The sequence below is a fragment of the Olsenella uli genome, from assembly GCF_901212675.1.
GTDB lineage: Bacteria > Actinomycetota > Coriobacteriia > Coriobacteriales > Atopobiaceae > Parolsenella > Parolsenella uli_B.
The window spans coordinates 142,208-162,063 of the sequence record NZ_CAAKOQ010000042.1; the positions used below are offsets into that span (position 1 = coordinate 142,208).

Here is a 19,856-nt window from a genome sequence, read left to right on the forward strand (position 1 = left end):
ATTAGTCCGTCTCTTCCATCTTGTCGTCGGAGAACTGGTAGCGGCCAGCGGAGCCGAAGAGGTCCATGTAGCGCTCGAGCCACTTGGAAGCCTTCTCCTCGGCGTCGGTCGCAACGAAGATGTAGTCGGGGTTCTCGTTCTTAGCGAGGAACTCGCGAACGGCGCCGACGTAGGCGCGGGAGTAGTCGGTCCAGAGGTTGACCTTGTTGATGCCGCCGGCCACAGCCTTCTGGAAGTTCTCATCGCCGGCGCCGGAGCCGCCGTGGAGGACGAGCGGGTAGTCCTGACCGAGAGCGGCCTTGATCTCGGCGAGGCGCTCGAAGTCGAGACGGGGCACGTAGTCGGCGGGGTACTTGCCGTGAGCGGTGCCAATGGCGACCGCGAGGCAGTCGCAGCCGGTACGCCCGACGAACTCGACGGCCATGTCCACGTTGGTATACATGTCGTCAGAACGACCGTCGCCCTCGGCGGCCTGGCCGACGTGGCCGAGCTCGGCCTCGACCGAGGCGCCGTGGGAGTGGGCAAAAGCCACGACCTGCTGGACGCGGCGAATATTCTCTTCGAAGGGCAGGCTGGAGGCGTCGCACATGACGCTCGAGAAGCCGGCCTTGATGCAGCGGCAGATGTCCTCGAACTCCGCGCCGTGGTCGAGGTTAAGCGCCACGGGGACGTTCAGGGGCTCTGCGATGGCCTTGACCATGGGGGCCCAGACCTCGGGGGTGGCGTTCATCTTGAACTGACGGGGAGACAGGTCGAGGATGACCGCGGACTTCTTGGCCTCGGCGGCCATACAGGCGGCCTTGATCATGTTGTAGCTGGGGCAGTTCGGCGCGGGAACCGCATAGTGGTTGACACTTGCGTGCTGGAGAATTTCCTTCATTGAGGTGTACATGCCCGAGTCCTTCCTTGCTTATATATGCGCCTGACTCGCCAGCAGAAGCTCGTTCGACCAGCCGAAAGCGGCTTACGGGTACGGCGTTAGGTATAAAAAGGGCGGGGAGATACGCCGTGGAGTCTCCCCGCCCTGGCGGAGCGAACGTGCGGGGAACTAGCCGAGGAGCTGGTCGAGAACGCCGTTGCCAGCCATGTCGCCATCCTCGTTGACGGGCTTGCGGAGGAGGAAGTACAGGGTGCCGTTGACGGCAGCGCCGATGAACCAGAACGCGACGAACTGGAGCGGGTTGCTCATCATCGGAATAACGAAGACGCCGCCGTGGACAGCCGCGGACTCAAGGGCGAAGTAGCCGCAGAGGCCGCCGGAGATGGCGCCACCGATCATGCAGGGGATGATGCAGCGCCAGGTGTCCTGGACCAGGAACGGGATGACGTACTCCTGGATGTAGCAGCAGGCGAGAACGAGGCCGGAAACAGTGGTCGAGCGCTCCTTCTCGGTGAACTTCTTCTTGCCGGCGAAGCGGTCGATAATCTGGGCGAAGCAGACGCCGAGCGGGTTCTGCATGCCACCGCACATCTTGCAGGCCGCGGGGCCAAGGATGCCGTCGGCGTTGAGGCCATTAGCAACAAGAGCGACTGCCTTGGAGATCGGACCGCCCTGGTCGGTGGACATGCCGATGCCGATGGCCGCACCGAAGACAGCACCGCCGACGCCCTGAAGGTTGGTAAGCATGGAGGTGATGGCGGTCATGAACCATCCGATAGGCACGCCGATGACGTACCACATGAGCAGGGAGGTCAGCGCGGTGCCGACGACCGGGATGATGAGGATCGGGAACACGGACTGGACAGAGCTCGGGACCTTCTTCGAAGCGTCCTTGAGAAAGTTCACGATGTAGCCAGCGACGATGCCGCCGGCGACGGCGCCGAGGAAGCCAGCCTTGATGGTGTTGGAGATGACACCAACGGCGAAGCCGGGAGCGAGGCCGGGCTTATCGGAGAGGGCGTAGGCGGTGTAGGCGCCGATGATGGGCACGCACACGTCGAAGATTGCGGAGCCGATGGAGTAGATCACCATGGCGAGCGTGAAGTCCTTGTAGCTGCCACCATCGGCGATCAGGGCCTTCATGTCGGCCGCGATGTTGTAGCCGCCCATGGCCTTGGAGATGCCCCAAAGCACGCCGCCGCCGACGATGAACGGGATCATGTAGGAAATACCGGTGAGCACCGCGTCCCAAGCTTGACGGCCGGCGCTCTTCTTCTTTGCATTCTTGCGCTTAATCTCAGCCATAGTTTCTAAATCGCCTCCAGAACCTCGTCAACGATGCCAAGAGCAGTCTCGAGCGTCATAACCTCATTGGTCTTGCAGCTCAGCGTGGGGATGGGATCGAAGCGCTCGCCGTGCTTGATCTTGACATCGGCCGCGATGATAGCGGCATCGGCACGAGCAAGATCCTCATCGGTGATGACGTTCTCGGCGCCCGTCGCACCCTGGGTCTCGATCTTGGCCTCGCAGCCGCGGGCCTCGATGGCCTGCCGCAGGGACTCGGCAGCCATAAACGTGTGGGCGATGCCGATCTGACAAGCGGTAACGCCAACGATGAACTTCTTTCCTGCCATTCTCCTTCTCCTCTCCGCTCTTTCCTTCGATGTACAGAACCTAACCCAGCCAACGCCTCCGCCCTTTTTGGGGTTCTACTCATATGGAGGCTCATTGGCATGAATCATATTTCCAACACAGATCTTGGGGGGTGAAACTAACGTTTTCGATGTTTCTTCATACCCGCTTCATATTTTGTTCTTATTTTGTTCGGTTTTTGTCTCATAGCAATTATGATTTGCTAGATTATGTAAATCTTCGCACACACTTTCTTCATATTTGACGAGTCAAGCCCTATCCCAGACCATCGGATTGCCTATGATTCAGCCAACGCAATTACTCGCATGCGGCCGCACGCATTAAGAGAGGAGTCATAGATGTCCCGTGCCCTGGAAGGCGAGAAGCTCGCCATCAACGCGAACGTCGTTCTCATCGTTTCTTATTTGTTTATGGGAGTTTGCCTTCTGCTCGGCGCGATCCTCGTGCTCACGCAGCCGCTGCCCTACGCGGAGAACCTGTTCGTCATGAAGGTCTGCATGGGTTGGATCATGCTCCCTGCCTCGGCCTTCATCATCGGATCAAGCATCGTAAAGATCGCCCGTCGCCGCAATGCCATCGTCATCGACGAGAAGGGCATCACCGACAACACCGACTCCATGGGATCGGGCTTCACTCCCTGGGACCGGATCGCGGACGTGCACCTGCTAAAGCTCAAGGACGGCACCTTCCTGTGCGCGGTCCCCGTGGACTTCGACGAGTGGGTCAAGACCCGCAACCGCCGCCAGGCGCGCCTCGCCCAGGCGAACATGGACATGGGCTTCGCCCCGATCCGCATCCAGTTCAAGAAGGCAAGCGACCGCTTCAACGCGCAGGACGGACTCGCCGCGGTCAAGCGTTTCCACCCCGAGAAAGTCAGCAGAATCAGGAAGCTCAAGTACTAAGCACCCCATAGCCTTCCTTCGAGGGCCGGTGCCAGCCGGCCCTCACCCTTGTCACGACCTCATGCTTGGAGCCACATCCTGTTATGCTCGACGTCTTATCCAAAGTCGCCTCCTTCGTCGCCATCATCCTCATGGGCGTGGCGGCAGGCCACAGTGGCAAGTTCGGGGAAAGCGCCGGCCGCCTAATCTCGAAGATCGTGTTCAACCTGACGCTCCCCTGCGCCATCATCCGCGCCTTCGAGGCGTCCGAGCTCAACCGATCGCTTCTGCCCCTCATTGCTCTCGGCTTCGTCTCGAACGTTCTGCCATTCTTCCTCTCGCTGGCCGTATATGCCAACAAGCCGAAGGAGGAGCAAATTCTCCAGCAGTCGAACGTCGCCGGCTTCAACATCGGCTGCTTCGCGCTCGCCTTCGTGCAGGCCTTCTTCCCCTCGCAGGGGGCAGTCGCGACCTGCCTGTTCGACGCTGGAAACTCCCTTATGTGCACCGGCGGGACCTGGGCGCTCATCCGTGCATGCGTGCTCGGCACCGACTACCAGTGCTTGCGCGACAAGGCGAAGGTGTTTGCTCGTGCGCTCCTCTCGTCGGTGGCGTTCGACTGCTATGTGGTCCTCATCGTCATGGGCCTCTTTGGCCTACGGATTCCGCCCCTAGCCATCACGCTCATCGACCCCGTTGCGAACGCGAATTCCTTTTTAGCGATGTTCATGATCGGACTTATGATTAGATTCTCGGTCAACAAGGCAAAAGTTGTTGAACTTGTTCGTCTGCTGATCTGGCGATTCGCCTTCGCAACGCTACTATCATTGGCTGTGCTGTTCCTACTGCCCCTCGACCCTGTGGCCCGCAAGGTCGTCGCCGTCCTCGCCTGGGCGCCGGCGCCCTCCATGGGGCCGGTCTATACCCTGTGGGCCGGCGGCGATAAGGGCCTGGCCGGAATGGCAAACGCATTGACCATCCTCGCGAGCATCGTCGTCATGACCTCGCTCGTGATACTTCTGGAAGTGTAACCATGAACATTCTTTGCTTCGGCGAGCCTCTTATCAGGCTTTCCACTGTCGCTCACGAGCGTCTTGACGACGCCAGGAGCCTAGACATCTCCTACAGCGGCGCTGAGGTCGTAGTCGCGACCACGCTGGCGCAGCTCGGGCAGAACGTCTCGTTCGCGGGCATAGTCTCCGATAACCGCCTCGGCACGAACGCGATCATGAACCTCGCGCGCTACGGCATCAACACCTCGAAGATCTTGCGCTCGAACCACCGCATGGGCCTCTACTACACCGAGCGCGGGCGCTCCATCAGGCCGACCGTCGTCACCTACGACCGCTCCGACACCTCAATGGCCAACGCTCGGCGCGAGAGCTTCGACTGGGACCACCTCTTGAACGGCGTCGAGGCGTTCTTCTTCTCGGGTGTCGTGCCCGCGATCTCTGACGAGATGTTCCACGCGTGCATTGACGCGCTGCGCGCCTGCAAGGGCCGTGGCATCAAGACCTTCATGGACCTCAACTACCGTGAAACCATGTGGACGCGCGAGGACGCGCTCTCAAAAGTGGGCAAGCTCATTCCGCTCGTCGACGAGCTCATCGCGTCCGAAGACGACATCATCTCCATCGAACACGCGAGCGTCGAGGAGCCCGACCTCTTTGACTTCTGCCTCAACTGGGCGCGCAGCATACTCAATGACTACTCGCTGAACTCCCTGTGCTTCGTCGTGCGCCAGATCGACCGCTACGACGTCGCGCGCATCCGCGGCGCCAAGGTCACGCGCGAGGAGACGTACCTCTCGCTCCCCCAGCACGTAGCGCTTGCCGACATCTCCAGCTGCGGCAGCGTCTTTGCCGCGAGCGTCGTCCACGGCGAGACGAACCGCTGTGACCCGCAGTTCCTCGTCGACTTCGCCACGATGTCCTCGGCGTTCAAGGCAACGGTCTCGGGCGACCTCTCGAACGCGACCGAGGCCGAGATCGCCCGGCTTCTTGTCGCCGGCGTGAAGCCGAGCATCAGACAGTAAGGGGGCGCAGGCATGGCGTTCAACGAGGTTATTGAAGAGAGAGTCAGCTGCAACTGCCTGACCAACGGGGTCATGCCCAAACCCGGAGCGCTCCTTTGCGGTGACGCGGGCATCGAGTTCGAGACCCGCGACGGCGTGCGTCAGCTGCGCGTTGCCTGGGACGAAATCACGAGCGTCGAGGCCGATATCTTCCGCGGAGACATCCGCGAGCTCGCGGTCCACACCGACTCCGGCCAGATCCTCACCCTGATTCCCGAGGATGGCGCGGCGCTCGTCAAGGCAATGGGTGCCCACCTGGATCGCGAGGTCTTTACCTCGCCGAACGAGGAGGCCGCGACCGGGCCAAGCCCGCTGCAGAAGCTTCGCGACCGCCTGCGCCGTGCAGCCGGCAAGTAGCCGCGACGGGCGCGCGGGCTCCGAGCCCGTCGCGCGCCACGTTCTGCGTGCGCCCGCTCGCCGTGCGCCACGTTCTGCGGGCACGCGACGCTCGCATGCGCCTACGTCCTGTTCCGATCCTACATCACGGACGCAGATGAGGTCGTCCTCTCAACCCTCAGTGGCGACCTGGCCGTGAAGAGGAAGGGTGCCCTTCTGGAGATGGAGTTTCCCGCATACGAGCTGCGAAGCGTCCCGGTCACAAAGGCCATGGAGGAGGCGATCGGGGCGAAGCCACTGGAAGCGTACATGGGAAGGGACCTACTATTCGTCTTCGATGACGAGGAGACCATGAGGGGGCTGCGGCCGGACATGGCCAAGCTGCTCGACCTGGATGGCCCGCTGCTGCAGGTCACGGCGCCGGGTACTGATCCGAACTCGGCGTCCCAAAGCTACGCCCCGAAGCTCAACGTTACCGAGGATCCTGCGCGTGGATCCGGCCATTGCTACATCGCCCCCTATTGGGCCAGAAAGCTCGACAAAGAGGACATCGTGGCATACCAGGCGTCGCAGCGGGGAGGGACGCTGTATTGCAGGGTGTCCGGCGACAAAGTGTTCATCACGGGGAAAGCCGCCCTGTTTTCGGAGTGCGAAATCCACATCTAACCGTAAACGGCGGCGCGCGTCCCGGCGGCGGACGGCAGCGCCACGGGAGAAGCGATGGTCATCAAGCATTGGCGGGCTATGCAGCTCTTCGATGGACATCGCTCGTACGAGGGGCCTAACGCATACCCCAAAGGCTTCGAGAAGCTGCTGACATACCTAGCGGACGAATTCGGCTGTGAGGAGATGCGACTGCAGCCCGGCGATACCTGCGATAGTCCGACCGAATCGGAATGCCTCGCGATGCCGGCCTTTTACAACCTGCCGAGCAACGAAGAGGCCAGGCGAAGGCCCGAGGACGGCACCTTCGCACGCTGGACAAAGAGACTCCGCGAGCTTTTGTAGGCTCCCTCGAAGGCGCGAGCCTTCCTTCCCTCCCGCCGCCTCCACGCACCACCCATGGTGGGCGCGAGCCGCCTGTCCGCTTGCGCCCACCATGGGACGCGTCTCCAGGCGACACGCCCGCTACGAAACAATCGTCTTGTAATAAGCGCCGAAGTCTGCGAGCGAGTCCATGACGGGTATCATCTGGCGGCCGAGTTCGGTGAGGCCATACTCGACGCGGGGAGGATTCTCGCCATAGTCATGGCGAAAGACCAGCCCATCATCCTCCATCTGTCGCAGGCTGTCGGTGAGCACCTTCTGGGAGATTCCCTCGAGGTCGCGGCGCAACTCGTTGAAACGCCAGGGGCGCACGCGCAGGTTGCGGACAATGAGCAGCTTCCACTTGCCACCGATAAGCGCCACCGCCGTCGCGACCGGACACTCCGGAAGCTCCTCTTTCGCCTTCATGGGAGACCCACCCTCCTCGATCGTGCCAGTTTCAAATAAGATACGCAGTTACAAATATGTGCGTACTCGTATTTGCATGTGCCTTTGCGTTGAATGTATCCCACGCAGGAGATGCCTGCAAGGTAGATCAGCCTCAGGAGAGGAGCCACTATGGCCAATTACGCAAAGACCAACGTCGGCAATGAGGGCCGCGTCGAGTTGCACGAAGTACTCGGGCTTACCGGGGCCGAGGTGAGCGTCAACAAGCTTCCCGCCGGCGCTGGCGTTCCGTTCGTGCATGCGCACAAGGATAACGAGGAGATCTACGGCGTGCTCGAGGGCGCTGGCTCGGCCACAATCGATGGAGAGGACATCGAGCTTGCCGCCGGCGACTGGCTGCGCGTCTCCCCCACTGCGCACCGCCAGTTCCGCGCCGCGTCCGACTCGGGCATCACGTACGTCTGCATCCAGGTCAAGCAAGGATCCCTCGACGCCTTCACGGCCGACGACGCCATCTTGTTCTAATTCGCGACGTCAGCGCGCGAGGGGCCAAAAATCCACGCATTGTCCCCTCGCGCAGATCTCACGCTCACCCAGGTCGCGACCGCCTGCGAGCGCGCCACATAAATAAAAAGCAAGGTACGTCTTACTTCAAATACTCCCCAAAGAACTCGCCCAGCTTCGCAAACGGAATGACGTCCATCTGATCGTAGAGGTCGGCGTGGCTGGCGCCGGGGATGATGAGAAGCTCCTTGTTGTCCCCGGTCAGCTTGCCGTACGCGGTTTCGCTGAAATAGCGTGAGTGCGCCTTCTCGCCATGCGCCAGCAGCACGGCGGAGCGAATCTCGCAGGCGTACTGCAGAATCGGCATATTCATGAACGACAGCGAGGACGTCACGCTCCAGCCACCGTTTGAGTTCAGGCTGCGGGGATGGTAGCCTCGCGGAGTCTTGTAGTAGGCGTAATAGTCCTTCACGAACTGCGGCGCGTCCTCCGGCAGCGGATCGACCACGCCGCCCGCCAGCGCGTAGCTGCCGTCTTTATAGTCCTCGGTACGCTGCGCGTTCAGCGCCTTCCGCTTCTCGAAGCGCACCTGCTCGGAATCCTCGGCGTCATAATAGCCGTTGGCGGTCACGCGGGTCATGTCGTACATCGTCATCGCAGCAGTGGCCTTGATGCGGGTGTCGATGGCCGCGGCGTTGACTGCCATGCCGCCCCAATCGCAGATGCCGATGATGCCGATGCGCTCCGGGTCAACACTTTCCTGCACAGAAAGGAAATCCACCGCTGCGCAGAAGTCCTCGGTGTTGATGTCCGGCGATGCGACATAGCGGGGCGTACCGCCGCTCTCGCCGGTATAGGATGGGTCGAAGGCAATTGCGAAAAAGCCAGGCTCCGCCATCTTCTGCGCATAAAGGCCGGACGATTGCTCCTTCACCGCGCCAAACGGGCCGCTGACGGCGATGGCGGGTAGCTTGCCTTCCGCGTTCTTCGGCATGTAGGCGTCGGCCGCCAGCGCGATGCCGTATCGATTGTGGAAGGTCACCTTGCCGTGCTCGACCTTGTCGCTTTTAGGGAACACCTTGTCCCATCCCCGCGTCAGATTCAACTGCTCCATGCTCACGCTTCCTTGTTGGCCACCCTAAGGTATGCGTCGTCGTCCACGGGCTCCAACCACTCGTTCGAGGCCTCCTCGCCCGGAACCTCCAGCGCGAGATGGGAGAACCAGCTGTCGGGCGCCGAACCGTGCCAGTGCTTTACGCCCGGGGCGATGTTGACCACGTCGCCGGGGCGCAGCTCTTGTGCCGGTTTGCCCCATTCCTGGTAAAGCCCTCGGCCGGCCACACGGACGAGGATCTGCCCGCCGCCACTTTTGGCGTGATGCGTGTGCCAGTTGTTGCGGAAGCCGGGCTCGAACGTAACGTTGTAGACGCCGACCTGCTCGGTGGAAAGGGGCGCGAGGTAGCTTTGCCCGATAAAGTACTTCGCGAATGCGTCATTGGGGGCACCGATGGGAAAGGCCATCTCGTTTTTCGAGTTTTATTCGGAGGGCTCATGTACACGATCGGACAGGTGGCGGAGATGTTCGGTCTGCCCGTTTCCACGCTGCGGTATTACGACAAGCAGGGATTGTTCCCGGGGCCTGGAGCGGGCATCCGGCATTCGCCGATTCGGCGATACGGAACTCGAGGCGCTTCGGGTCATTGAATGCCTGAAGAAGGTGGGGATGGAGATCAAGGACATCCGACTGTTCATGGAATGGCGTGCGGAGGGCCCGTCAACTTATCCCAAGCGCAAGGCCATGTTCGAGGAGCGAAAGGCCCACATGGAGTCGGAGATCGCGAAGATGAACCGCGCACTGGACATGTTGAGGTTCAAATGCTGGTACTACGAGCAGGCGATTCTGGATGGCAATGAGGATAGGGTGAAGGCGCTGATTCCCGACGATTTGCCGGACAGTGTCAGGAAGGCATACGAAAACGCCCACGCTCGATAAAGCCGTTCGCTACCCATGTGACTCCGGCAAGGAGCTCCTTCCGGGCAGAACGGAAAAGAAAGCCTCCGAACCAGAGGGTCCGGAGACCGTTATTCCCACTATTTCGCTGGTGGCTTTGTCCTGCGGCGACGCCGAAACAGCGTCAGGCGGCACTCGACAGCACCAAAACGCGAGTCCAGAAGCCAGTTCCCGTTGCCCCCACTCGATGCCTTCGGTTCTGCCGTCCCGTCACTCCAGTTGCATCCAGTTTTCGACGCTGTCTCAAGCCGAGTGCCGCCAGGTAACGCCATGTCGCGCTTTGTCGGCTTCGGGGACAAAAGCTGGGACAACTTCAAATAATATATTTTTCAAACTCAGGGGCTTGGGACTGCGGACAAAAAGTTGGACCGTCAGGGTCCGGTTGGGAGTGGAGTGGTCAAGGTTTCCTGGACAATTATTTAAGCATCTTCAGGCGGCATCTCGCTCTAAGCCGCAAGGCGCCATATATCCGTTCTTGGAATGCAGTCGCTGCCCGTTGTGGTAGAGCTCGATGTACTTGAACGCCTCCTGCCTCGCCTCGTCCCTGGATTTGTATCTTCTGTCATTTATCAGCTCTCGCTCGAGCGTCTTGAAGAACGACTCGGCCACCGCATTGTCCCGCGGATTTCCAGGCCTTGACATTGACTGGGCCATCCCGTGCGACTCGAGGCGTCTCTGGAATGCGCGCGAGGCGTATTGGGACCCCTGGCCGTCGTGGAACGCCAGCGAGAAGTCATCCGGCGAATCCTCCCTTCCGACGGCCTGCCCAGGCGCATCGATGGCCAGCCTCTCCGTGGTCCTGCCCGACATCGACCATCCGACGACCTTGCGATGCCACGCGTCCATCGCGGCCGCGAGGCAGAGCCAGCCCTCGTCGGTATCGATATAGGTGATGTCGCCGACCCAGAGCCTGTTCCTGGCGTCCACGTCGAAGACGCGGCTGGTGAGGCTCACGCGCGGATCGCCCTTCTCGACCGGCTTCGCCCGCCCGTGCTCTCTCGCCGTGCCCTTAGCCTGGAGGCCCAGCCTGCGCATGACGGCCAGGACGCGCTTCTCGCTCACGACTATCCCGACGCGCCTGAGCTCGCGGTTGATGCGGCGGTAGCCGTACCGGCCCTTGTGCAGCTCGAACTTCTCGACGACGAACCCTTCGAGCGCCTCCCGCCCCATCTGCGCGTTCGACTTGGGCCTGTTCAAGCAGTCGTAGTACTCGGATCTGGAAACGCGGAGGATCTCGCATGCCTTCCTGATGGGGCCGAATTCGCCCCCATGCGCCCTGACGAACTCGCACCTCACGCATGGTCTTGACTCAAGAAGGCCCGGAAATTTTTTAGGAGGTCGTTCTCGCGCTCCAGCTCCTCGACCCTCTTCCTGAGCCTCACGATCTCGTAGTCCCTGTTGACCTTGGGACTTCCGTTGCCGGGAAAGGCGGCATCGCCCATCTCCTCGTATTCCTGGGCCCAGCGTCTGAGCGTGGAGTCCTTGATCCCAAGCTCCTTTGCGAGGTCGACGACCCTCATCTCTCCGCCCAGCACCACCCGAGCGGCCGCGACCTTGAACTGCCTGTCGTAGCGCTTCCTTCTTTGGGCCATTCCGAACACCTCTCGCCCTTAACTTGGTGTCCAGAAAACTATACCCTCTCCACTGGGAAGGTCCGCGTGACGGTCCAAATAATCGTCCGCAGTCCCTCCGCAGTCCCCCCGAAGAGAACGGGACACGACTCCTCACCCGAGCGCAGGGCGGAGAGGATGTTCTCAAGCGTAAAGCGCGAGACAGAATCGGACTCAAAGCCGCTCGGCAAGTCAGGCCTGATCATCGTGTCAGTCTCGTACACCTCGACAAGGCCACGAAGCACATGCCCGAGCACCTGCTGCTCGCAAAGGTGAGCGGATGCCTTCTCGGCAGCCGGCAACGCGTCAAAGTCCCTGAGCCAATAGCGCCTGAACCGGCTCAGAACACCGCCAAGCGTCCCATAGAGGTCCTCGAAGTAGTCGACGAAGCCCTTGCCCGCATCCAGCCGGCAAAACCCATCCATGACGGAACAGCGGAAGTACAGCTCTATCGGCGATGAGAAACGCCTCTTTCAGGAGCCCGTCTCGTGTGACAGCACTCAATTTCTCCCACCCCCCCCTAGCTGGAACGGGGCGTGAACGGGGGGGGTGCGGATGTGAACAGGTGCCTGTCCCCTGTTCACGCCCCCGCGGTTCACGCCACCTCGCTAGATGTCCTTGCACTCGTAGATTGCGACGCTTGCGACGCAGCTCGCACCGTAGGCGACAAGCGACACCGCGATGCAGCCCACGATGCATGCGATGAGGTTGTTCTCGATCCAAGCCGCGACCATCGCGAACCCCTCGTCCGGCATGATTCCCGCCCCCACCGCGACGCCGAGCGACGCGATGATTCCCAAGCCGCAGGCGAACAGGCGCATGGCGCGCATGGCACCGAACTTGACGGTGAGCGGCATCGCCACGGCGCATATGATCAGACCCCATGACATGGAGACCGCCGAAGCGCCCAAAAGCGCCGGCACGCTTCCGCCATAGGTCGCGGGTGCCACGGGCAGCATGCGAAACAGGGCCTGGAACGCCCCTCCCATCACGACCGCCGCAAGCACGCCGACCACACCCAGAAGGAGTACGACCAGGTAGCGGCCCGCGATAATCTCGCGACGCGAGAGCGGCAGCGTCGCACGGTACCGATCCCATCCGTTCTGATTGTCATAGCCCGCAAACGAAAACATGCAAAGCAGGACCATCATGACGGCCACGCTGCCGACGGCTGAGACAGCGCCTCCGCCAAGCGTGAGGAACGTGCAAATGAGCACGAGCGTGATGAGAATCGGGGGCAAAAACGGCGCAAGCGTCCTGAGGTCGCACATCATGGCGGTCTTCATCGGGTCTCTCCCTCCAAAAAGAAGTGCAGGTAGTCATCGATCGACGCATGGTCGCACGGAACGTCGGGGAACGCCTCGGCGAACTCGAAGCGATTGGGCACGAGAACGTCGAAGGAGAACTCGCGGCGCAGCTTGCGCGCGCCCTCGACGCAGCCGAGCACCTCGTCTGCCTGCGCCTCGATGCAGCGGGCGATGCCGGCACGATCGGTGATGTCGTCTCGCGCGACGTCGAAGAGGATGCGGCCGGCGCCGATGGCAACCACGCGGTCGGCGATGCGCTCGAGGTCGGTCGTGATGTGGCTGGAGAGCAGGACGCCGTGCGCGTGCCCCGCGACGTCCTCGGGCTCACTCGCGAAGTCACGCAGCATGTCGAGGGCCTCGTCGCGGGCGATGGGATCGAGACCGGCGGTCGCCTCGTCGAGCACGAGCAGCTCCGCCCCATGCGAAAGGGCAACCGCAAGCTGCAGCTTCATCCCCATGCCGCGCGAGAGGTCGGCGACGCGGGCCTTCAGCGAAAGGCCGAAGGCGGTGGCAAGCGCCTCGAAGCGCGCCTGGTCCCAGGTGGGATATGCGGGCGACACGCAGGCAGCGGCCTGGGCCACCGTGCGGTCCCGCGGGAAGGGACAGGTGTCGAGCACCACGCCCACGCGCGAGCACACGGCTCGGGTGTGGGCTCCGTCAGCGCAGGCATCGAACGGGCGGCCGAACAGCTTGATGGAGCCGGAATCGACGTGCATGAGGCCCAGGGCGGCGCGCAGCGTGGTGGTCTTCCCCGCCCCGTTGGCACCGACGAAGCCCACGACCTCGCCCGGCCCCACGGTCAGGCTCACGTCGCCAAGTGAGAACGTGCCGCTCACACGCCGGCTGACACCCTCCATTTCCAGCAGGTTTGTCATCTCTCCACCTTTCTCTCGTATAGAGTCGTCGGGGTTTGTCTACGTGATATCGCTCGGTATCACGAGATCAAGCATCTCGTGGAGCTCGGCGCGAGAGAGCGCGAGGCCCGCAGCCTCGGCGGCGGCTTGGCCCAGGAGCTCCTCGACACGTCGCATGCGCCGCTCGCGCAGGAGCTCGTTGCTCGTCTTCGAGACGAAGGTGCCCCTGCCCGGGACCGTCGATATAAGACCTTCGGCCTCGAGATCCGAGTAGGCGCGCTTCGTGGTGATGGCCGAGACCCCCAGGCCATCCGCGAGCGCGCGAATCGAGGGAAGACGCTCTCCCGCCGCCAAGGCGCCCGAGAGGATCTGCGCACGCACCTGCGAGGAAATCTGCTCGTAGATGGGTCTATCACTCGAGTTCGAGAGTATGACGTCCATATGCTCTCCCTTGCCGTATATATCTGTTAAGCAGAGTATATACACGATATATACAGTCTGGCAAGAGGTAATTCACCGCAAGGCGTGAAGGAATGAACGGGGGACGTAGCCCTGTTCACGCCCGTGAGAACAGGGCTACGTCCCCCGTTCACGCCCCGTTCACGTCCTCGCCGCATCTTGGTCCCTCGACAGCGCAGCTTGGCCGAGCGCCGAAGGCTCTGCCCTTTGTGGCGCCTACCATGGGGTTAGTCGGAAGGAGGCCCCTTGAAGATCACGGTCGAAGAGCGGAAAACGGCCCAGGACCTAGAAGTCACGATCATCTGCGCGAGAGCCGATCGCCGTGTGCTCGACATGATAACGAGGCTGCGCATGCTTGACAGGAAGGTGACGGGCACGGCCGACGGCTGCACGCGCGTGCTGAGCGCAGAAGACGTCCTGTTCATCGAGTCGGTCGACAAGCGCACGTTCATCTATACGGCCGACACGGTCCTCGAGACGAGCCTGCGCCTTTACGAGATGGAGGAGCGCCTGGCGGACTGCGACTTCCTGCGCATCGCGAAGGGCTGCATCGTCAACTTCCGCGCGATCACCGCCCTCAAGCCCGACGTCAACGGCAGGATCATCGCCACCTTGGAAAACGGCGAGCAGGTCGTTATCTCGCGCCAGTATGCGCCCGACGTCAAATCGAAGCTCGGTCTGAAGTGGTCGAAACGAAGGAAGGGAGACCGGAATGATTAACAGGGACGTTATCGACACCGATAAAAAGACGCCCGCGGAAAACCTCGGACAACTCGTGAAAAGCATCTGCATCGGCTTCACCGTCGCCATGATAGCCTTCTTGGCATTAGGGACTTGTTTCACTGATGACGCAGCCAAGCAGGGCATTTACTATTGCTGGTCGATTCTCGCCGCGTGCGTCGCCGCCTCCGCGCTGCAGCTCGTGTTCTTCACGCCCGCGGTGATCAGACGGATGGCGTATCCCGCGCGCCTGGTGCTGTTCGGCGTTTGCCTCTACGCAGTCCTCTGTGCATTGGCGTTTATCTTTGCTTGGATTCCCGTGAACAACCCCGGGGCGTGGGTTACCTTCACGGTTGTCTATCTCGCCATCCTGGCGGTCCTCACTCTTGTTTTCAACGCCAAGCTGAGCCGCGAGACCCGCGAATTGAACGACAGGCTCGCGGGATACCGCAAGAGCAGGGAGACGGAATAAGGGTATAGCCGAGCATTATCGATGCTGGGCAAATCCTTACTCCCATTCCTCGGAATACCGCCCAGTGCGAGGACCTGATGCCAAGGCCGGCGCAGGGCGATGCTCAGCCCCCGTTCGCTACCCCAAGCGCTTCCCGCGCGGTCATACCCTTGTAGCCCTCGTTCGCGCGCATAAGCGGGTTCATGTGCAGGGGAGTGTCGATCCAGGTGCCGATTGCTCGGTCAGCCTGATCTGATTGGAGGAAGACGACCTCGTGTTCAGCATAGACGATGGCGGAACTTCCTACGTATTGCGGTCTACCCAAGCCATCATTCGGTCCTTTTCGATTTCGAAACTCGAAGTTTTTTACAGTTTCGAAACCGATAAGGGCAATATGCGCAAGGGCGCGTCGGGGGGGGGTAAGCCCCAGCCACGTCATGTCGGCTGGGATGACGGGCGTATTCGCGTGCGCTACAATGCGGACATCAGAGATGAAAACACAGTCCCCGTCGGGTAGTCGTGGGCGTGCGGGAGTCCGCATCAGTAACCTGCCTCCTTGGTTGTCCCTTCTCTGCATGGTCATCTACATAAAGGAGGAACCAACCATGCAGATCAGCGTGTCGACCACCCTGACCGTATTTCATGACGGCCAATTCTGGGTCGGACTGGCGGAACACGTCGAGGACGGAAGGTACGGCGTCGCCCGCATCGTCTTCGGCGCGGAGCCGTCCGATGGGGAAATCCTGCGATTCGTCGTCGGCAAATGGGAGAGGCTCCCGTTCTTCGGTGGCAAACCGGCTGAGGCAAGCAAGTCCGCGAAGAACCCCAAGCGACGCGCCCGCGAGGCAGCGAAAACCCTCAAGCAGCCGGCGATGAGCACCAAGGCGCAGCAGGCGCTCGCGAATCAGCGGGAGACGATGAAGCGGGAGTCGGCTCAAGCAAGAAGCCAACGCCGCGCGGAAGAGGCGGAGGCGCGCTTCGAGCAGCGAAAGCTGAAGCGCAAGCAGAAGCATCGTGGGCATTGATTGGCGATAAGTCATGGCGTGAGCAGGGCTACGCCCCCTGTCCACGCCAAGGTTCGATTGGTTTCATGCTTGCATTGTCGCGCAGTTCGCACCAATGCAAGCATGGATATCTCACATGGTTGGGAGGTGTGCCCCATCGACTTTGGTCGCTAACGCGGCGGGGTTGGTACAGATTGGGCCCGATATTGCTCTTTGTGCCTTCAACTATTGATCCATGAGGATTCCGACTTTCCCCGTGTGGGGTTTCGAGCGGAGCATCTGCACGTCTTCGATGAGACGGGATGCGGGCACCGACAAGTCGATCACGGGGCGAATGGCGCCTGCAGCCGCCAACTCGGAGATGTATGAGAACTCTTTTGGGATGGATGCGTAAACAACCTGAGTCGCTCGCTTTCCCTCGAGGAGCAGGCGCTTTTTCCGAAGACCGCGCCCGACATCATTGCGCGCGCGGCTCCTCCAACAAGGACGAACGCCCCGTCCTTTCGAAGCAGCATGGGGCATTGCGATGCAGGAAGCGACCCGTTCGCGTGAATGATCGCGTCGAAGCTGCCCTCCAAGCCATCGAATGAGGGGCGCTCGCAGTCGATGCAGCCCTCAACGCCGAGCTCATTAAGCGCGTCGTGAGCATGTTTCCCCCGGCATCTTGCTCGGCTTTTCGCTCCTCGTGCTGCTCGTAATTCCCCGCAGCTGCAAGGAGCAGTAGCCAATGTGACAAGGGGACAGTCCCTTTGTCACATTATTCCGAGCGCAGAGCCTCAACGGGGGTCTTTCTTAGACGCGCTGCGCCGGTAGCAAGCCGGCGACGACCGTCAGCGCCACCGAGATCGCGATGAGCGCCAGCGCGTCCTGAACGGGCAGGCTCATCAAGTTCGGAACCTGCTTGGCCGCAAGCGCCCGGGCGTTAACCGGAAAGCCCACAGCAACCACGCCGACAATGGCAAAAACACCAGCGATTAGGCCCTCAATGAAGGTTTCGGCATTGAGCGCGTTAGCCACGTTGCGCTTCTACGCACCGATTGCACGCAAGATACAATCTCCTTTTTTCGCTCCAGCACGCTGATGTAGGTGATGATGCCCATGTAGTCGGTATACGAGATGGCCTGATGCGGAATGAGGTTATAGCTCTGGAACACAAAACCAATGCGGTTATTTCGGTAGGCATCCCAATCGCGGTCGCGGAAATCCTTGGTCGAAATGCCGTTGAGCAGCAGGTCACCGGAATCGAAATGGTCCAGCCTGCCGATAACGTTGAGCATCGTAGTCTTTCCCGAGCCCGATGGGCCCAAAATGGCCACGAACTCGTTATCGCGAAAGGACAGGCTCACCTTGTCGAGCGCCACCTGCGTAAACGACTACGTGACGTACCTTTGCAACTATCTTTGAGCTCCAGCATAGGCGGCAACCTCTCCCGCGCGGACGCACTCACCCGCTCTCCCCCGCCGTTCGTATCCGACGCGTTTGTCCTACTCAATCCCATTTTCTGCCGGCGCCAGTGAGGAATGTAACGAACCGCGCCAAAATAACGAACGGGACCGCACGCCGCGTGGCGCACCGTCCCGCTCATAACATTGACGACGTGGCAAAGGGACTGTCCCTTTGCCACATTCGTACTTACTGTCCGCTCTTTGCGAGCGCCTGCTCGATGAGCTTGTTGAGCGTCTCGCGCTGCTCGGCAGAATTGATGCCGCCCACGATCGGCTCTCCCACGATGTTGCCGTTCTGGTCGATTACGTAGGTGGTCGGGAACGAATACAGGTTGGAGGTGAACTTGCCGGCCTCGCTGTCCGACTTGAACCAGATATTCTTGTACGTCACGCCCTTCTTGGAAAGCACATCCTTGGCATCGGCCACCTCGCCTTTGTTCCCATCGAGCGTAAAGGAATTGACACCCACGACCTGACCGCCTTTTGCGGCAAGCTCCTTATTGAGATCCTCAAGATCGCTCAGCTCGCTCACGCACGGTTTACAAGTGGTAAACCAGAAGTTCATGACGGTAACCTTGTTCTTGGAGAACAACTCGTCGCTGCTCACGTCGTTGCCATCCAGGTCCTTGCCCGCAAAGCTGGGGAACTTCGTCGCCTCGCTCGAAGCATTGGCACCAGCCGTCATGCCAGCGGCCGAAGCGTCGACGCTCTCACCTGCGCTCGGCGTGCTTCCACAGCCGGGGAACTCCTTCTCCAAGCTCTCGAGCTTGTCCTCGATCTCCTTGATCTGCTGCGCACCAGCCTTGAGCGTCTTAAGCTCATCCGCCGTAAACTCATCCTTGGCGCCGTCGATGGTCTTGAGCAGGAAATCGCCGTAATTGCTGCCGTTCTCAATCATTGCCGAGTCTTTATTTGCCGCACTGAACACCTTTTCCCACAGTGCGTTGTCACTCGAAAGGATGTCGTTCTCCTTCTGCATGAGCTTCGTATACAGCTCGGCAGCCTCGTCGGCGTTGGCTGGCTCTTGCGCAGTGAGTTCCGCGATCTTAGGATCGGAGCCCGTAGATTTGCTCGCATTGCTACCGGGTGCCGAACATGCCACGAGACACAAGGCCAATACCGGCACCATAAACAGGGCCGCAATCTTAGAAAGCTTCATGGTCATTCCTCCGTTTTCGTCGAAGCTTGTTTTACTTTTTGTCCGCGGTCAGGAGGAGCTTTTCTGCCGACGCATCCAGGCCATAGCGATAGCTGATGGCATCGACGGGACAAGCCCCAATGCACTTTCCGCATCGGATACATTCGGCGCTATTGGGTGCACGGGTCACATCAACGTCCATCTGGCATACCTTTGAGCACTTGCCACACGAGACACATTTGCATGCGTCGACCCGTATTCCCAGTAAGGACACCTTATTCATGAGTGCATAGAATGCGCCGAGCGGGCAGATCCATTTGCAGAAGGGGCGATAGAACAAAATGCTCAGCACCACCACAATAATGAGAACGATCAGTTTCCAGGTAAAGAGCTGTCCCAGCGCAGATCGAATGCCGGCATTGGTAATGGCAAGCGGAATGGCGCCCTCGAGCACACCCTGTGGACAGATGTACTTGCAAAAGAACGGGTCGCCCATCCCCAGATCGTTGACCACCAGCACAGGCAGCAATACCACAGCAAACAGCAGCACAACGTATTTGACATACGTAAGCGCCTTGAGCCTTTTCGTCGATAGCTTTTTGCCGGGAATCTTGTGAAGCAGCTCCTGCAGCCAGCCAAACGGGCACAGAAAGCCGCATACAAATCGTCCCAGCAGCACGCCGAGCAAAATGAGCGTACCGGTAACGTAGTAGGAGAAGTTGAACTTAGATGAACCCACCACCGACTGGAACGACCCGATGGGGCACGCACCCGCTGCCGCGGGGCACGAATAGCAGTTAAGCCCAGGTACGCAGACTGTTTTTCCCGCACCCTGATAGATGCTGCCCTTGGCAAAGTTTGGCAGGTGAATATTGGTGACCAGCGTCGCCGCCGCCTGAATGAACCCGCGAAATCGGGGCAAAACATGTGATGCAGTGTTTTTTCTTTTATCCAATTCCGATACACTCCAAGCACAGCCTAATCGCCTTGGCCAGCACGGCATCCGCCTCGCCACGCATAGCGCCAAAGCACACCATGGCAATTCCAACGATCAACAAAGCGACCTGCATCATGGGTTTTACCGCTTTGAACAAC

The 19,856-nt window shown here is 60.6% G+C and carries 25 protein-coding genes and 3 pseudogenes; 12 read left to right on the forward strand and 16 right to left on the reverse strand.

The window, feature by feature from the left end; all coding sequences use genetic code 11:
• Position 1: 1 nt before the first annotated feature.
• From EFAMC1_RS07165 to EFAMC1_RS07175, 3 genes are all read right to left on the reverse strand, one after another.
• A complete protein-coding gene (locus EFAMC1_RS07165; protein ID WP_154053607.1) occupies positions 2–892 on the reverse strand; it encodes a class II fructose-bisphosphate aldolase in 891 nt (296 codons plus the stop codon).
• A 156-nt stretch (positions 893–1,048) separates the two neighbouring features.
• Complete coding sequence (locus tag EFAMC1_RS07170) at positions 1,049–2,185, reverse strand: PTS fructose transporter subunit IIC (RefSeq protein WP_154053608.1); 1,137 nt, start codon at positions 2,183–2,185, stop codon at positions 1,049–1,051.
• Positions 2,186–2,190: 5 nt separating this feature from the next.
• The gene (locus EFAMC1_RS07175; RefSeq protein ID WP_154053609.1) at positions 2,191–2,514 is read right to left on the reverse strand and encodes a PTS fructose transporter subunit IIB; all 324 of its coding nucleotides are present in this window, start codon (positions 2,512–2,514) and stop codon (positions 2,191–2,193) included.
• A 357-nt stretch (positions 2,515–2,871) separates the two neighbouring features.
• On the opposite strand from EFAMC1_RS07175, the gene EFAMC1_RS07180 reads away from it, so the two are divergent.
• From EFAMC1_RS07180 to EFAMC1_RS07205, 6 genes and pseudogenes are all read left to right on the forward strand, one after another.
• The gene (locus tag EFAMC1_RS07180) at positions 2,872–3,435 is read left to right on the forward strand and encodes an STM3941 family protein (protein WP_154053610.1); all 564 of its coding nucleotides are present in this window, start codon (positions 2,872–2,874) and stop codon (positions 3,433–3,435) included.
• 83 nt (positions 3,436–3,518) lie between these two features.
• A complete protein-coding gene (locus tag EFAMC1_RS07185) occupies positions 3,519–4,445 on the forward strand; it encodes an AEC family transporter (protein ID WP_154053611.1) in 927 nt (308 codons plus the stop codon).
• Between the two features lie 2 nt (positions 4,446–4,447).
• Positions 4,448–5,449 carry a sugar kinase gene (locus EFAMC1_RS07190; RefSeq protein WP_154053612.1) on the forward strand — a complete coding sequence of 334 codons (1,002 nt, stop codon included), beginning with the start codon at positions 4,448–4,450 and terminating at the stop codon, positions 5,447–5,449.
• Between the two features lie 12 nt (positions 5,450–5,461).
• The gene (locus EFAMC1_RS07195) at positions 5,462–5,845 is read left to right on the forward strand and encodes a DUF956 family protein (protein WP_154053613.1); all 384 of its coding nucleotides are present in this window, start codon (positions 5,462–5,464) and stop codon (positions 5,843–5,845) included.
• 84 nt (positions 5,846–5,929) lie between these two features.
• Positions 5,930–6,490: pseudogene (locus tag EFAMC1_RS07200) on the forward strand (PhzF family phenazine biosynthesis protein); the annotation flags it as partial.
• Positions 6,491–6,544: 54 nt separating this feature from the next.
• On the forward strand, positions 6,545–6,832 hold the full coding sequence (locus tag EFAMC1_RS07205; RefSeq protein WP_154053615.1) for a hypothetical protein: 288 nt from the start codon (positions 6,545–6,547) through the stop codon (positions 6,830–6,832).
• A 120-nt stretch (positions 6,833–6,952) separates the two neighbouring features.
• Here the strand turns inward: EFAMC1_RS07205 and EFAMC1_RS07210 are convergent, their stop codons facing one another.
• Positions 6,953–7,279, reverse strand: coding sequence for a winged helix-turn-helix transcriptional regulator (locus EFAMC1_RS07210; protein WP_154053616.1), 327 nt, complete (start codon positions 7,277–7,279; stop codon positions 6,953–6,955).
• Positions 7,280–7,429: 150 nt separating this feature from the next.
• Here EFAMC1_RS07210 and EFAMC1_RS07215 point away from each other — a divergent pair, with 150 nt between their 5' ends.
• Complete coding sequence (locus EFAMC1_RS07215) at positions 7,430–7,783, forward strand: cupin domain-containing protein (protein WP_154053617.1); 354 nt, start codon at positions 7,430–7,432, stop codon at positions 7,781–7,783.
• A gap of 121 nt (positions 7,784–7,904) precedes the next feature.
• Here EFAMC1_RS07215 and EFAMC1_RS07220 read toward each other — a convergent pair whose 3' ends face one another.
• Entirely contained in the window at positions 7,905–8,876 is a 972-nt protein-coding gene (locus EFAMC1_RS07220; RefSeq protein ID WP_154053618.1) for an alpha/beta hydrolase, read from the reverse strand.
• A gap of 2 nt (positions 8,877–8,878) precedes the next feature.
• Positions 8,879–9,283 (reverse strand): cupin domain-containing protein, encoded by a 405-nt coding sequence (locus tag EFAMC1_RS07225; protein ID WP_222838671.1) that lies wholly within the window; start codon positions 9,281–9,283, stop codon positions 8,879–8,881.
• Positions 9,284–9,419: 136 nt separating this feature from the next.
• Between EFAMC1_RS07225 and EFAMC1_RS11480 the strand changes: the two are divergent.
• Positions 9,420–9,464: pseudogene (locus EFAMC1_RS11480) on the forward strand (hypothetical protein); the annotation flags it as partial.
• Between the two features lie 21 nt (positions 9,465–9,485).
• Positions 9,486–9,755, forward strand: coding sequence for a hypothetical protein (locus EFAMC1_RS07235; RefSeq protein ID WP_222838673.1), 270 nt, complete (start codon positions 9,486–9,488; stop codon positions 9,753–9,755).
• Positions 9,756–10,202: 447 nt separating this feature from the next.
• On the opposite strand, the gene EFAMC1_RS07240 is transcribed toward EFAMC1_RS07235, so the two are convergent.
• The 6 genes from EFAMC1_RS07240 to EFAMC1_RS07265 form a co-directional block, all read right to left on the reverse strand.
• Entirely contained in the window at positions 10,203–11,069 is an 867-nt protein-coding gene (locus EFAMC1_RS07240) for an IS3 family transposase (RefSeq protein ID WP_187324599.1), read from the reverse strand.
• The gene (locus tag EFAMC1_RS07245; RefSeq protein ID WP_154053619.1) at positions 11,066–11,365 is read right to left on the reverse strand and encodes a transposase; all 300 of its coding nucleotides are present in this window, start codon (positions 11,363–11,365) and stop codon (positions 11,066–11,068) included. The genes EFAMC1_RS07240 and EFAMC1_RS07245 overlap by 4 nt, the downstream gene beginning before the upstream one ends.
• Positions 11,366–11,403: 38 nt before the next feature.
• Complete coding sequence (locus EFAMC1_RS07250; protein WP_154053620.1) at positions 11,404–11,808, reverse strand: hypothetical protein; 405 nt, start codon at positions 11,806–11,808, stop codon at positions 11,404–11,406.
• Positions 11,809–11,991: 183 nt separating this feature from the next.
• Complete coding sequence (locus EFAMC1_RS07255) at positions 11,992–12,669, reverse strand: ABC-2 transporter permease (protein ID WP_154053621.1); 678 nt, start codon at positions 12,667–12,669, stop codon at positions 11,992–11,994.
• On the reverse strand, positions 12,666–13,565 hold the full coding sequence (locus EFAMC1_RS07260) for an ABC transporter ATP-binding protein (protein ID WP_154053622.1): 900 nt from the start codon (positions 13,563–13,565) through the stop codon (positions 12,666–12,668). The genes EFAMC1_RS07255 and EFAMC1_RS07260 overlap by 4 nt, the downstream gene beginning before the upstream one ends.
• A 39-nt stretch (positions 13,566–13,604) precedes the next feature.
• Complete coding sequence (locus EFAMC1_RS07265; protein ID WP_154053623.1) at positions 13,605–13,985, reverse strand: GntR family transcriptional regulator; 381 nt, start codon at positions 13,983–13,985, stop codon at positions 13,605–13,607.
• 264 nt (positions 13,986–14,249) lie between these two features.
• Here EFAMC1_RS07265 and EFAMC1_RS07270 point away from each other — a divergent pair, with 264 nt between their 5' ends.
• The 3 genes from EFAMC1_RS07270 (at position 14,250) to EFAMC1_RS07280 (ending at position 16,199) form a co-directional block, all read left to right on the forward strand.
• A complete protein-coding gene (locus EFAMC1_RS07270) occupies positions 14,250–14,723 on the forward strand; it encodes a LytTR family DNA-binding domain-containing protein (RefSeq protein WP_154053624.1) in 474 nt (157 codons plus the stop codon).
• Positions 14,716–15,195: a DUF3021 family protein gene (locus EFAMC1_RS07275; protein WP_154053625.1), complete on the forward strand. Its 480-nt coding sequence runs from the start codon at positions 14,716–14,718 to the stop codon at positions 15,193–15,195. The genes EFAMC1_RS07270 and EFAMC1_RS07275 overlap by 8 nt, the downstream gene beginning before the upstream one ends.
• Positions 15,196–15,779: 584 nt before the next feature.
• Positions 15,780–16,199 (forward strand): YjdF family protein, encoded by a 420-nt coding sequence (locus EFAMC1_RS07280; RefSeq protein WP_154053627.1) that lies wholly within the window; start codon positions 15,780–15,782, stop codon positions 16,197–16,199.
• A 736-nt stretch (positions 16,200–16,935) separates the two neighbouring features.
• On the opposite strand, the pseudogene EFAMC1_RS11485 reads toward EFAMC1_RS07280, so the two are convergent.
• The 4 genes and pseudogenes from EFAMC1_RS11485 to EFAMC1_RS11490 all read right to left on the reverse strand — a co-directional run bounded on the left by EFAMC1_RS11485 (position 16,936) and on the right by EFAMC1_RS11490 (position 19,834).
• Positions 16,936–17,592 (reverse strand): annotated as a pseudogene (locus EFAMC1_RS11485) (ATP-binding cassette domain-containing protein).
• Between the two features lie 218 nt (positions 17,593–17,810).
• Positions 17,811–18,782: a TlpA family protein disulfide reductase gene (locus EFAMC1_RS07295; RefSeq protein WP_154053628.1), complete on the reverse strand. Its 972-nt coding sequence runs from the start codon at positions 18,780–18,782 to the stop codon at positions 17,811–17,813.
• A gap of 31 nt (positions 18,783–18,813) precedes the next feature.
• Positions 18,814–19,716, reverse strand: coding sequence for a 4Fe-4S binding protein (locus EFAMC1_RS07300; protein ID WP_154053629.1), 903 nt, complete (start codon positions 19,714–19,716; stop codon positions 18,814–18,816).
• Positions 19,709–19,834 (reverse strand): CD1871A family CXXC motif-containing protein, encoded by a 126-nt coding sequence (locus EFAMC1_RS11490; protein WP_154053646.1) that lies wholly within the window; start codon positions 19,832–19,834, stop codon positions 19,709–19,711. The genes EFAMC1_RS07300 and EFAMC1_RS11490 overlap by 8 nt, the downstream gene beginning before the upstream one ends.
• Positions 19,835–19,856: the final 22 nt, after the last annotated feature.

Coding starts and splice junctions, on each gene's coding strand:
- EFAMC1_RS07185 (WP_154053611.1), top strand. CDS start 3,519: ATGCTCGACGTCTTATCCAAAGTCGCCTCCTTCGTCGCCATCATCCTC.
- EFAMC1_RS07280 (WP_154053627.1), top strand. CDS start 15,780: ATGCAGATCAGCGTGTCGACCACCCTGACCGTATTTCATGACGGCCAA.
- EFAMC1_RS11490 (WP_154053646.1), bottom strand. CDS start 19,834: ATGATGCAGGTCGCTTTGTTGATCGTTGGAATTGCCATGGTGTGCTTT.
- EFAMC1_RS07275 (WP_154053625.1), top strand. CDS start 14,716: ATGATTAACAGGGACGTTATCGACACCGATAAAAAGACGCCCGCGGAA.
- EFAMC1_RS07255 (WP_154053621.1), bottom strand. CDS start 12,669: ATGAAGACCGCCATGATGTGCGACCTCAGGACGCTTGCGCCGTTTTTG.
- EFAMC1_RS07195 (WP_154053613.1), top strand. CDS start 5,462: ATGGCGTTCAACGAGGTTATTGAAGAGAGAGTCAGCTGCAACTGCCTG.
- EFAMC1_RS07175 (WP_154053609.1), bottom strand. CDS start 2,514: ATGGCAGGAAAGAAGTTCATCGTTGGCGTTACCGCTTGTCAGATCGGC.
- EFAMC1_RS07165 (WP_154053607.1), bottom strand. CDS start 892: ATGTACACCTCAATGAAGGAAATTCTCCAGCACGCAAGTGTCAACCAC.
- EFAMC1_RS07250 (WP_154053620.1), bottom strand. CDS start 11,808: ATGGATGGGTTTTGCCGGCTGGATGCGGGCAAGGGCTTCGTCGACTAC.
- EFAMC1_RS07220 (WP_154053618.1), bottom strand. CDS start 8,876: ATGGAGCAGTTGAATCTGACGCGGGGATGGGACAAGGTGTTCCCTAAA.
- EFAMC1_RS07190 (WP_154053612.1), top strand. CDS start 4,448: ATGAACATTCTTTGCTTCGGCGAGCCTCTTATCAGGCTTTCCACTGTC.
- EFAMC1_RS07265 (WP_154053623.1), bottom strand. CDS start 13,985: ATGGACGTCATACTCTCGAACTCGAGTGATAGACCCATCTACGAGCAG.
- EFAMC1_RS07210 (WP_154053616.1), bottom strand. CDS start 7,279: ATGAAGGCGAAAGAGGAGCTTCCGGAGTGTCCGGTCGCGACGGCGGTG.
- EFAMC1_RS07170 (WP_154053608.1), bottom strand. CDS start 2,185: ATGGCTGAGATTAAGCGCAAGAATGCAAAGAAGAAGAGCGCCGGCCGT.
- EFAMC1_RS07295 (WP_154053628.1), bottom strand. CDS start 18,782: ATGAAGCTTTCTAAGATTGCGGCCCTGTTTATGGTGCCGGTATTGGCC.
- EFAMC1_RS07205 (WP_154053615.1), top strand. CDS start 6,545: ATGGTCATCAAGCATTGGCGGGCTATGCAGCTCTTCGATGGACATCGC.
- EFAMC1_RS07180 (WP_154053610.1), top strand. CDS start 2,872: ATGTCCCGTGCCCTGGAAGGCGAGAAGCTCGCCATCAACGCGAACGTC.
- EFAMC1_RS07260 (WP_154053622.1), bottom strand. CDS start 13,565: ATGACAAACCTGCTGGAAATGGAGGGTGTCAGCCGGCGTGTGAGCGGC.
- EFAMC1_RS07245 (WP_154053619.1), bottom strand. CDS start 11,365: ATGGCCCAAAGAAGGAAGCGCTACGACAGGCAGTTCAAGGTCGCGGCC.
- EFAMC1_RS07215 (WP_154053617.1), top strand. CDS start 7,430: ATGGCCAATTACGCAAAGACCAACGTCGGCAATGAGGGCCGCGTCGAG.
- EFAMC1_RS07235 (WP_222838673.1), top strand. CDS start 9,486: ATGGAGATCAAGGACATCCGACTGTTCATGGAATGGCGTGCGGAGGGC.
- EFAMC1_RS07225 (WP_222838671.1), bottom strand. CDS start 9,283: ATGGCCTTTCCCATCGGTGCCCCCAATGACGCATTCGCGAAGTACTTT.